The sequence below is a fragment of the Mesorhizobium sp. P5_C1 genome (assembly GCF_054049815.1).
In genome coordinates, this window is record NZ_JBFULQ010000173.1 from 1 (window position 1) to 10,745 (window position 10,745).

The window sequence follows — 10,745 nt, forward strand, 5'->3', positions numbered from 1 at the left end:
CGCGAATGCTCGGCTCACGGACAGGAACAGCAAGGAGGATATGGAGCAGATAAAAAACAGGCGTTTCATGCTACTTTCTTTCGTTGCAATTTTTAGCTCACCAAACATATAATTTGCCCTGATTGAAGGAACGTTATGTCTGCTTGCCTGCAACAATTTACCTTTCTCTGGGCGCGCGACAGAGTTGCCTTTCACGCTGCCCCCTGCCCTTGCGCCAACAAACCTTGCAGCTGTGTCCTCGCCGCTCTTGTGAGCGTCCACAAAATGGATGAATAGTCGGGACAGGGCGCCGCCCTGAAATTGCCGGTTTGCGGTTTTCAGGTCGCGCCATCGCCGAGCCGGATTTCCGAATGGCCAGTCCTGAACCGCACAAGAGAAGAGGTCCGATCGCAGCCCGGCTGCTGGCGCTCGATGCTTGGCTCGATTCCTCGCTCTACGAGATCGGTTTCAAGGCGCGCCAGTTCTGGGAAGCGGCGAYGATCTTCTCGCGGCGCTTCCGCGTCAACGGCTGGCGCCGCGGCATCATCGAACTGTTGAGCGAAGGTTTTACTCTGGGTGCCGGTGGCATTGTGGTGATGCTGGCGCTGGCCGTTCCGGCTTTCCAGGATACGGCTGGCGACTGGCGCGCCCAGGGCGACTTCGCCGTCACCTTCCTCGACCGCTACGGCAACGAGATCGGGCAGCGCGGCATCATCCAGCGCGATTCGGTGCCGGTCGACGAGATGCCCGATCACGTCATCAAGGCGGTGCTCGCCACCGAGGATCGCCGCTTCTTCGATCATTACGGCATCGACGTGCTTGGCCTTTCACGCGCTATCTTCGAGAATGTGCGGGCGAACTCCGTCGTCCAGGGCGGTTCCAGCATCACCCAGCAGCTGGCCAAGAACCTGTTCCTCACCAACGAGCGCACCCTGGAGCGCAAGATCAAGGAAGCCTTCCTGTCGCTGTGGCTCGAGGCCAATCTGTCGAAGAAGGAAATCCTGCAGCTCTATCTCGACCGCGCCTATATGGGCGGCGGCACGTTCGGCATCGAGGCGGCCGCCGACTTCTATTTCGGCAAGAGCGTCAAGGACCTGAACCTCGCCGAGGCGGCGATGCTGGCCGGCCTGTTCAAGGCGCCGACCAAATATGCACCGCACATCAATCTGCCGGCGGCGCGCGCGCGCGCCAATGTGGTGCTGTCCAACCTTGTCGATTCCGGTTTCATGACCGAGGGTCAGGTGCTGCAGGCAAGGCTGCACCCTGCCGATGTCGTCGATCGCGGCGAACAGAAAAGCCCGGATTATTACCTCGACTGGGCATTCGACGAGGTCAAGAAGATCGCCAAGCCAGGCCAGCACTCGCTTGTGGCCCACACCACCTTCGACGCCAACATCCAGAAGGCGGCGGAAGAATCGGTGGAGTTCCACCTGCGCCAGTTCGGCAAGGAGTATAACGTCACCGAGGGCGCTGTCGTCGTCATCGAGACCAACGGCGCCGTCAGAGCCATCGTCGGTGGCCGCGACTATGGCGCCAGCCAGTTCAACCGTGCCACCAAGGCGCTGCGCCAGACCGGTTCATCGTTCAAGCCCTATGTCTATGCAACGGCGATGGAGCACGGCTTCACGCCCGACTCCATCATTTCCGGCGGCCCGATCAGCTGGGGCACCTGGTCACCGCACAATTACAGCGGCGAATCGGCCGGCCGGATCACACTGATCATGGCGATGGCCAAGTCGATCAACACCGTGCCGGTGCGACTGGCCAAGGACTATCTCGGCATCCCGCCGATCAAGGCAATGGCCGAGGCGATGGGGGTGGAATCGCCGCTCGAATCGCACAAGACGATGGTGCTCGGCACCTCGGGCATGACGGTGATGGATCAGGCGACGGGCTACAGCGTGTTCGCCCAGAACGGCTTCGTCGGCTCCCGGCACGGCATCACGCAGCTCGTCACCCGCACCGGCGAGGTGGTCTACGACTTCGCCAAGGATGCGCCGCCGCCGCACCGGGTGTTGTCCGAGCAGGCGCTCAAATCCATGAACACCATGCTGGCGGCGGTGCCGGTGATGGGCACGGCGCGCCGCGCGCAAATTCCCAACATCGTCGTCGCCGGCAAGACCGGGACTACGCAATCCTACCGTGACGCCTGGTTTGTCGGCTTCACCGGCAACTACACGGCGGCCGTGTGGCTGGGTAACGACGATTTCACGCCGACCAAGAACATGACTGGCGGCTCGCTGCCGGCAATGGTTTGGCAGCGTCTCATGGTCTATGCCCATCAAAACATCGACCTCAAGCCGATCCCCGGCATCGACAAGCCTTTTGTCGATGAAGAGATCGCAGCCAAGGCCGGGGAAGCGCAGAAGAAGAGCGACGATCAAGCGGCAGCCGATGCGGCGGCCGAACGGCCGCCGGTGTTGTCCAGCCGGACCACGCAGACGTTGAGGGACATGACCAAGCAGTTCCAGTCAGCGCCGGCCCTCGCAGCGCCTCAACCGCCGGAAAAGCTGTCGGCACTGTGATTCTTTCCGACTGAGTGGATCTTTGCGACTGGCTTGGGCGGGCAAATCCATCGGCCCGCTTGCCACGGGACCCCGCGCCGCGATATCCCCGAGCGGCAACTCTTCGTGTCCCCGGCCCTTCATGCTCAAGAATGCACTCCTGACGCTGCTTTCGCTTGTCATAGCCATCGGCGGCGGTGGCGGCAGCGTCTGGTATGCGCTGAAAGCCCAGGATGGTGTCGGCGCCATCCGGATCGGCCAATGGACGGCCTTTCCCGATATCGGCACGCCAGCCGCCGACCCCTATTCGAAGGCCCGCGTGGCGCGTGAGGGCGTGCTTGCGCTCGGCCGTGCCGAAGGGCTGTCCTTCGTCGCCGAGCGTGACGCTGGCGGCGGCGAACTCAAGCGCGAATGCACCTACACGATCGAGGGTGGATTTCCGACGGCACGGTTCTGGACGCTCTATGCCGCCGATCAGTCGCTCGGCGTGGTCGAAACCGGAAAATCACGCCTTGCGGCGCTGCAATCCTCTGGGGTGGTACGACAACCCGACAATTCGGTCATCATTTCCGCCAGCGATCACCCGATGCCGGGCAACTGGCTGCTGACCGGCGGCTTCGGCAGAATGTATTTCGTGCTGACATTCTACGACACGCCGATCGCCAGCAGCACCGGCCTGTCGGACGTTTCGCTGCCGCGGATCCTGAAGGTCGGCTGCAATGCGTAGCTCTTATGCGGCGATGCGCAAGCTTCTGCATGCTGTCCTGCTCGGCCTGGTCGGCGCCGGCATCGTGCACATCGTCGTGCTGCTCCTGGTGCCTGAATTTTCCGAACGAGACGCCTGGTCGCGGCTGTCCATGACCTCGGACCTTTACAGGATGACGCGTCTCGATGCGGAGGCCGGTGGCGCGCCGGTGGTGAAGTCCGTCGACCCGTTGTTCTACGCGACAGCGTGCCGGTTCGATCTGGGCGAAGGAGTGGTTCGCATCAAGGCGCCGGGACATGTGCCGTTCTGGTCGGTGTCGGTCTATGACCGCAGCGGCCACAACATCTATTCCTTCAACGACCACACCGCCAACGACGGCGTGCTGGATGCCGTCGTGCTGACGCCGGCGCAGATGATCGACGTGCGCAAGGACCTTCCCGAGGACCTTCAGGGAGCAATCTTCGTCGAGGCGCCGATCGAGGAAGGCATCTTCGTCATCCGCACCTTCGTGCCCGATGACAGCTGGAAGCCGATCGTATCAAGCTTCCTCGAAAAGAGTTCCTGCGAGCTGCAAGACTTCTAGTGGTGAGGAACCGGCTTCGTCCCTGGCGATCCCGGCTTGTCGGGATCGACCGGCCGCACTTCGCCGGCATGCGACCGCTCGTAGCGGATGCCGGGGAAGATGATCACCGCCGCCGGAATTTCGGCGGGTTGCTTTGTCCGATTGCTTGGTGCCGTACGCGGCACGAAAGACAGTACCATGCCCATGATTCGCGCATTCCTCTCGGTTTCCCCGGAGCACAACGCAACGCCTCCAAATATCATTAAGGACGGCAGAGGGTTAACGGAGCGCTAACGGATCGTCGCTAACTTGATCTTTGTCTCGAGGTCAGGGCGTTCCGACCCGCGGCAAACGCGAAACCGACACAGTCCCGGTCGAGCGTGGTCGAGTTTGTGTCGAGTGCGGGCGTATCCTTCGTGTCATCTTCGGACTTCAGGCAAATCGCGATACGGACGGACTCGGGCAAAGCTGAAAGGCTGTTCCGCGCCGCGGTGTCGGCGTTCTGCTCGCTCACCCGCCCGTCACGCCGAGAGATCGGCCAACTCGAAGACCTGACGCTGCCGCTGTTCGACAATGTGTCCGTCGAATCACGCCGCTACGTGGCGGCCGCCCTGTCCGAATGCGAATATGCCCCCGCCGCATTGGTGCGCCGTCTTTGCGAGGAGCCGGTCGACATTGCCGCGCCGCTGCTCATTCGCTCCCGCGCGGTCAGTGACATCGACCTCATCGCGCTGATCGGGCGGCACGGCCTTCCGCATGCACGCGCCATTGCGCGGCGCAAGGACTTGAACCCGACCATCGCCGACCTGATCAGGGCGCTTGAAAGACCAACCCTGGTACGCGTGCGGGAGCCGGACGCGAACGGCATCGCCGCGGACAGGGCCGTGACGGCCACGGCGGACAAGATTGCACCGATGAGCACGGATGCCGTCTCGGAAGAGCCCGCCAGAGAACGGGCGGCCGGCATTGCCGCTGAAAACGCACGGCGCAGGCTGCGCACCATGATGCGCACCGGCGACGAAGCCGGGGCGACGACCGCCGATCCGTTCACGGGCGCGGATGCCTATCTCAAACTGCGCGAGACGGCGCTGACGGGAAACGCGGCGTTCTTCCAGACCGCGCTCGCCGACGCACTGGATATCGATTTCTCGATCGCGCGATCGCTCACCGGCAACCAGAATTATGCCTCGCTGCTTGCAGCACTGCGCTCTCTTGACCTCAGCGAGGACCGGGCATTCCTGATCACGGTTGCGGTCTATCCCAGCCAATTCCCGCATCCGCAGGCTATCCGCGCCTTCCTCGACCGCTACCGCCTGCTGCATCGCGATGCGGCTCAGGACAAGGTGCGGCTCTGGAAGGCGGAGACCCTTTCAAGAGCGGTTCGCGATGCGGCACCGGCAAACAGCGATAACCGGACGGGATCGAACAGCGACGATGCGGCGGCTTCGTCCGGCCTCAGGGCGACTTCACGGAAATAAGCTCCTCGACGGAGACGGCACCGGCCTCGATCTCGACCACCCAGATGTCGGGATCGAATTTCTTTTCCCGTTCCAGCCGTGCTTCGAGCACGGCGGCATCATCGCCGGCGCCGAGAAGGCTGAAGAAGCGATCGTCGGGCTTCGCCGAATCGTAGCTTGTCTGCGGTGCCGGCCCGAACAGGGCAATGTCTCCAGACCTGCCACGCGCCAGCACGAACACAGCGCCGGCTTCGGTTGCGCCGCGCTTGACCACGGTGGCAAATCCGCCGGCGCCGAAAACCCGGCGCAACAGGGCCGAGACCCACAGATCCGATGTGACGCGCATGAGAAGCTCCAGAAAGCGTACGGGCTATCTATCGATATTTCCGCCGCTCTGCGAGCCGTCGTTTCAGCCCCTTAGTTGGTCAGGCCGATCTCGCGCATCTTGACGTACACGAGTTCATCGGGCTCGCCGGTCTGGGGCAGCCCGAACAGCGACTGGAATTCCTTGATCGCCGCCTTGGTGCGCGTGCCGACGACGCCGTCGAGCTGCATGTCGTCATTGCCGAATGCCTTGAGCCCGGCCTGGATCTTGACGATGCGGGCATCGGGTGYCTGCGTCGGCGCATTCGCCTGGTCGGCATTCGCCTGCCCGGAATTGGTCTGCCCAGAGTTTGTCTGCAAGGACACCGGAACGGCGGCCGGCATATCCGGGCGCGGCTGCGGTCTCGGTATGACGGCCGCTGTTTTCGGCGTCGCGCCCAATTGGTCCAGCAGAAGCGCGTCGATCTCGCCGGACGCATTGAGCCCGACCTTCTGCTGATAGGCCTGGATGGCCTTGCGCGTGTTGGGCCCGGAAATGCCATCGACCGTTCCGGAATAGAAATCGAGATCCTTCAGTATGCCCTGCACCTGCTCGACCACCGGATCGCCCTTGATCGGTGCCGGCGTGCCGGATGGCCGCACGATGTTGAACGTCGTCTCCGGTTCGTCGGACGCTGTATGCCGAAAGCCCTCCATGCTGCGGGTCGCGAAGAACGCGCCGGCATGCGGGAAAGGCTGGTACCACAAGGCATTGGCGGAAACGTAGAACAGCGTCACCAGGAATGCCGTCGACCCGCCGACCAGGACGGGATTGCGCGAGATCGCGCCGCCGACGGCGACGGCGCCGTCCTGAAAGGCGTTGCTGCGGCGCTTGACCGCCTTAGGCCGTTTTGCGGAGCGAGCCATTTCTGTCCCCTTTCGCCATGGCCACCGGCATCGTCAGCACTCCGGCCTTCTCCGCCTGGTGTCCCTTCGGTCCGTTCACCGGCAGGCTGATGGTCACCGTGGTGCCCTCGCCCGGCATGCTTTCGATGGACATCGTGCCTTCGTGCAGGGCCACCAGGCCCTTGACCAGCGAAAGGCCGAGGCCAGTCCCCTCGAACCGGCGGGTATAGTCGTTCTGGATCTGCATGAAGGGCTTGCCGAGATTGGCAAAATCCTCCTCGGCGATGCCGATGCCAGTGTCCCTGACCCAGAAATGCAGGCGCGAACCGATCCGCTTGGCGCCGACGACCACATCGCCACCATCGGGGGTGAACTTGATCGCATTGGAAACAAGGTTGATGAGCATCTGCTGCACGGCACGCCGGTCGGCATTGATATCGCCGGCGTCCGGCGCGATCTGCGTCTGCAGATCGATGTTCTTCGCCTGCGCCTGCAGCCGCAGCATGGACTGACACATGTCGACCGCTTCCGCGAACCGGAACGGCTCCGGCTCGGTCGCATAGACGCCGGACTCGATCCTGGACACGTCGAGTATCGAGGTCACGACGGCCAGCAGATGCTGGCCCGAATCCCTCACCAGGCCGACATACTCCTTCTGGCGCGGATCCTTGAAGGCGCCGAACATCTCGTGCAGCAGCATGTCGGAGAAACCGATGATGGCATTCAACGGCGTGCGCAGTTCGTGGCTGACCACCGCCAGGAAGCGTCCCTTGGCGACTTCGGCCGAGGCCGCCGCCTCATTGGCCGCAGCGAGATTTTCGCGCAGCCGGGCAATGTCGTCGTTCTCGCGCAGGACAAGCGTGAAGACGTCGCCCTGTTCTTCACCTCGCACCAGATCGAGTGAGAACGGCCGGTAATTGTCGGCCGCCTGTCCATTGCCGTTCTGAGGCAGCCTGATGCGCAATTCGAGCCGGCGCGACAACGCGCCGTCGCGCATGTCGGCCAAGGCGCTGAGATAGCAGACGCGATCCGACAGATGGACGCGATCGAAGAAGCCGTTTCCGGACAGCAGCTCGGGCGGCAGCTTCAAAAGCGTGCGCGCCTTTGCCGAAGCGTCCAGAACCTCGCCATGGCGGGCGACGCGCAAGACCACCGCATCGATGATGTCTTCAAGACGGTCTGCCGCGTCGGTGACGTCGGCCGCACCGGTCGTGTTTTGAAACGCCGACGCGCGCGGGATCAATGTGAGGGCCCAGGCCAACGGCACCAGCCAGTGCCACGCGGCAATCTGTGCTCCGGCGAACGGCAACAGAATTCCTGCCAGAGGCTGCGCCAGGATGGCCACAGCGGCCGACACGGCTCCCCACAATGCCGCACGCCGCGAGGCGCCGATCCACCAGGCTTCGAACGGCAGCGCCACAACGAGCATGGCGACGGGAGAGCTCAGCCCACCGGCGGCGGCGATGAGACCGCCTAGCGCAATGCCGGCCATCGCCAGGGCGACCTGAGCAGCGATGGCCATCTTGCCGGTCGCCGCCACCAGCAGGGCGACGAACCAGCACAGACCAAAGGCCGCGAAGATGGCGGCCACGGTGACGGCGGCGCCCATGCCCGACGTGACCAGCGTGACCGCGGCGCCGGCGGCAAAGAAAGGAGCCGCCAGCATGACGCCGATGAAGCGGCGCTGGCGCTCGCGGTCGTTCTGCCCAAGGATGGACGGGTGCACCATACGTTCGCAACCAGCCGCCATCGCGCCAGGCAATTCAACGTATCTGGCCTTGATCGAACTCAACTCAACGCACCCGTACTCGTCGTGGACAGCTCTGCTTTTGCAGATTGTTTTGGTTGACTCAGAAACTGGCATCCAGCGTTTAAGGAATGGATAAGGCAGCGCCGACCAAGGCCCGGCCTGCGGCAAATATCGGGATGCCGGCAGCCGAAAGCCCGGGCAAATGCAGCCATAGTAAACGGAGGGTTATCCGGCGCCCACGCCCAAGGGGTGTATCCACGCGACGCCTGGACTCCCGGGTTTCACGAAAAACGCATTCAAGACAGATAGATAGATGGTTATCCGGCGTTAAGAAAAATCGTTCGGATTTGAAACAAACTGTTTGCACAACGGTTCGTTTCGGATTTGCCTAAAATTTGCGGAAAATTCTCGGCGAACCTGCAAGCCGTCCTTTGCGCCTGTGTGCCACCATCCTGCCTACAAAAGAGGTCATGCCATATGGATGCATGATCCGGTCACGACGAGAGGCAAGGGAATGGTCTTCCTGATAAGAATGGCTTTCTGGTTCTCCTTGGTGCTGCTGGCGCTGCCACTGGCTGTCGGTCCCGACGAATCGGGCCGCGGGAGCGTCGGGCCGATCCAGGCCCTGTTTGCGGCGCGTGAAGCGGTTGGCGACATCGCCGGCATTTGCGAACGCAAACCCGACGTCTGCGAAACCGGCAAGTCGGCCATGCACACCATCACCGCCCGCGCCAAGGAGACCGCCAAGATCGCGGCCGCGATGCTGGACGACAAGTCCACCGCGGGCCCTGACACGTCGACGATGACCGGCAGCGTGCCGGAGGAAATCGTCTTGCCCCAAACGGTCAATTTGCCAGTCAACCTGCCGGTCCAGAATTAAGCCGTCCCGACGGCGCACCGCGGGCTGTCTGCCCTCTCGACGCCCGCGGTGTCCTTGTTTTTTCCGTGACGTGGCGCCGCCGCGTGACTATATCCGAACTATGACGACGACGATCCAGACGATCCGCGACGACTTCTCGTTCCTCGAGGAATGGGAAGACCGCTATCGTTACGTCATCGACCTCGGCGAGGCGCTGCCGCCATTTCCGGACGATGAGCGCAACGCTGCCAACAAGGTGCCGGGCTGCGTCAGTCAGGTCTGGCTGACCACCGAACGCGGACCGGGGGCCGATCCGGTCATCACCTTCACCGGCGATTCGGACGCCCATATCGTGCGCGGGCTGGTCGCGATCATGCTGGCGCTGTTTTCCGGCAGGACCGCCAGCGAGATCCAGAAGACCGACGCGGAAGGAACGTTGAAAGAGCTCGGCCTCGACGAACATCTGTCGCCCCAGCGCGCCAACGGCCTTCGCTCCATGGTCAAGCGCATCAAGCGCGACGCCGAGGCGGCGCTGAAGCAGACCGCCTGACAGCCGGAGCGGTTCATCGTTCCACGGAGCGTAGAAGCGCTCTACTTCGTCATCTTGACGCAATTCCGGATGGAAAACCCTTTCACACAAAATCAAACGGCGCCCGAAGGCGCCGTTGATGTCGATCCGATGTGGCGTGCAGCGATTACCGCGCCTTGCGCTTGCGGCCGAGACCCATCTTCTTGGCAAGCTGGGACCGCGCAGCCGCATAGTTGGGTGYAACCATCGGATAGCTCGGGTCGAGGTTCCACTTTTCGCGGTACTGATCCGGCGTCAGGTCGTAGTGGGTCATCAGATGACGCTTCAGCGACTTGAACTTCTTACCGTCTTCAAGGCAAACGATGTAGTCGTCATGAACCGAGCGCTTCGGGTTGACTGCCGGCTTTTGCTTGTCGGCAGGCGGCTGTTCGGCAGTTCCACCCACGCGCCCGAGCGCGGCATGGACATCGGATATCAGGTTCGGCAGTTCGCCGACCGGCACGGGATTGTTGCTGACATAGGCGGCCACCACATCGGCGGTCAATTCGATCAGCGCATCGCTGTTTCTGGAAGGTGTTTCGACAATATCCATGGTCATCAGGCCCCAACAAGAGTTACGTCAGTGTGCGCCCTTTTTTTCAGGCAGGGCATCGCGCGAATTTTTATGCAGGTAGAGCTTCTGCGATTCGTGTCGCGTGCACATCAATGACCCTGCTGACCAAGTAAGTCAATTCGGTCTTTGCGCTATATTGAACAATGTTGATCAATTGTTCCCGGATTAGCTTCAACCTTTCGTGCATTTTGTAATTTTTCGATATTTCGCCCGCCAACCAGCAACCGCTGACGCCACGTCAGTTCGTCGTTACATTCGCGATAACTCACAAAGCAGGTTTCAATGCTTGATTTTGCTTGGCAATCGCACGGGCAAGCTTGGTTGCCCATACCTGTCCACAAAACCACAGGTTGCCGCATGTCCTGCGCAAGCAACCAGGCGACATGCCGGTCATGCGAACTGCCTCGGATCAGTTGCCGCAAGGTCAGTCAATGCGGCGTGATGTATTTGCCATAGGCCCAACCTGTGACGAAGTTGCCGTTCTGGGCCGGGTCATGCCAGACTTCGCACCAGCGATAGCGAACCGTCCGTTCCTGCTTCCACGCCGGCTGATTGGCGATGTCGAGCAGGTTTATCC

The 10,745-nt window shown here is 62.2% G+C and carries 12 protein-coding genes and 1 pseudogene; 6 read left to right on the forward strand and 7 right to left on the reverse strand.

Going from position 1 to position 10,745, the window contains the following annotated elements; genetic code table 11:
• Positions 1-195 (reverse strand): hypothetical protein (locus ACXJ7R_RS15660; protein WP_457152623.1); only part of this gene is annotated, 195 nt, incomplete at its 3' end.
• A gap of 155 nt (positions 196-350) precedes the next feature.
• On the opposite strand from ACXJ7R_RS15660, the gene ACXJ7R_RS15665 reads away from it, so the two are divergent.
• The 3 genes from ACXJ7R_RS15665 to ACXJ7R_RS15675 all read left to right on the forward strand — a co-directional run bounded on the left by ACXJ7R_RS15665 (position 351) and on the right by ACXJ7R_RS15675 (position 3,772).
• Positions 351-2,504: a transglycosylase domain-containing protein gene (locus ACXJ7R_RS15665; RefSeq protein ID WP_457152624.1), complete on the forward strand. Its 2,154-nt coding sequence runs from the start codon at positions 351-353 to the stop codon at positions 2,502-2,504.
• Between the two features lie 121 nt (positions 2,505-2,625).
• Positions 2,626-3,210, forward strand: a complete 585-nt coding sequence (locus tag ACXJ7R_RS15670; RefSeq protein ID WP_457152625.1) for a DUF1214 domain-containing protein — start codon at positions 2,626-2,628, stop codon at positions 3,208-3,210.
• Positions 3,203-3,772 carry a DUF1254 domain-containing protein gene (locus ACXJ7R_RS15675; protein WP_457152626.1) on the forward strand — a complete coding sequence of 190 codons (570 nt, stop codon included), beginning with the start codon at positions 3,203-3,205 and terminating at the stop codon, positions 3,770-3,772. Before ACXJ7R_RS15670 ends, ACXJ7R_RS15675 begins: the two co-directional genes overlap by 8 nt.
• Here ACXJ7R_RS15675 and ACXJ7R_RS15680 read toward each other — a convergent pair.
• A complete protein-coding gene (locus ACXJ7R_RS15680) occupies positions 3,769-3,957 on the reverse strand; it encodes a hypothetical protein (protein WP_246461176.1) in 189 nt (62 codons plus the stop codon). The genes ACXJ7R_RS15675 and ACXJ7R_RS15680 overlap by 4 nt on opposite strands.
• A gap of 210 nt (positions 3,958-4,167) precedes the next feature.
• Here ACXJ7R_RS15680 and ACXJ7R_RS15685 point away from each other — a divergent pair, with 210 nt between their 5' ends.
• A complete protein-coding gene (locus tag ACXJ7R_RS15685; RefSeq protein ID WP_457152627.1) occupies positions 4,168-5,229 on the forward strand; it encodes a hypothetical protein in 1,062 nt (353 codons plus the stop codon).
• Here ACXJ7R_RS15685 and ACXJ7R_RS15690 read toward each other — a convergent pair.
• From ACXJ7R_RS15690 to ACXJ7R_RS15700, 3 genes are all read right to left on the reverse strand, one after another.
• Positions 5,207-5,554, reverse strand: coding sequence for a DUF1491 family protein (locus ACXJ7R_RS15690; protein WP_457152628.1), 348 nt, complete (start codon positions 5,552-5,554; stop codon positions 5,207-5,209). The two genes, ACXJ7R_RS15685 and ACXJ7R_RS15690, sit on opposite strands and share 23 nt — an antisense overlap.
• Before the next feature lie 71 nt (positions 5,555-5,625).
• Positions 5,626-6,438 (reverse strand): peptidoglycan-binding domain-containing protein, encoded by an 813-nt coding sequence (locus ACXJ7R_RS15695; protein WP_457152629.1) that lies wholly within the window; start codon positions 6,436-6,438, stop codon positions 5,626-5,628.
• The gene (locus tag ACXJ7R_RS15700) at positions 6,413-8,146 is read right to left on the reverse strand and encodes an ATP-binding protein (protein ID WP_457152630.1); all 1,734 of its coding nucleotides are present in this window, start codon (positions 8,144-8,146) and stop codon (positions 6,413-6,415) included. The genes ACXJ7R_RS15695 and ACXJ7R_RS15700 overlap by 26 nt, the downstream gene beginning before the upstream one ends.
• A gap of 535 nt (positions 8,147-8,681) precedes the next feature.
• On the opposite strand from ACXJ7R_RS15700, the gene ACXJ7R_RS15705 reads away from it, so the two are divergent.
• Positions 8,682-9,047 (forward strand): DUF5330 domain-containing protein, encoded by a 366-nt coding sequence (locus ACXJ7R_RS15705; RefSeq protein ID WP_457152631.1) that lies wholly within the window; start codon positions 8,682-8,684, stop codon positions 9,045-9,047.
• Positions 9,048-9,147: 100 nt separating this feature from the next.
• Positions 9,148-9,576 carry a SufE family protein gene (locus ACXJ7R_RS15710; protein ID WP_457152632.1) on the forward strand — a complete coding sequence of 143 codons (429 nt, stop codon included), beginning with the start codon at positions 9,148-9,150 and terminating at the stop codon, positions 9,574-9,576.
• A 145-nt stretch (positions 9,577-9,721) separates the two neighbouring features.
• Here the strand turns inward: ACXJ7R_RS15710 and ACXJ7R_RS15715 are convergent, their stop codons facing one another.
• Both ACXJ7R_RS15715 and ACXJ7R_RS15720 read right to left on the reverse strand, forming a co-directional pair.
• Positions 9,722-10,147, reverse strand: coding sequence for a MucR family transcriptional regulator (locus ACXJ7R_RS15715; protein WP_457152633.1), 426 nt, complete (start codon positions 10,145-10,147; stop codon positions 9,722-9,724).
• 449 nt (positions 10,148-10,596) lie between these two features.
• Positions 10,597-10,745: pseudogene (locus tag ACXJ7R_RS15720) on the reverse strand (SH3 domain-containing protein); the annotation flags it as partial.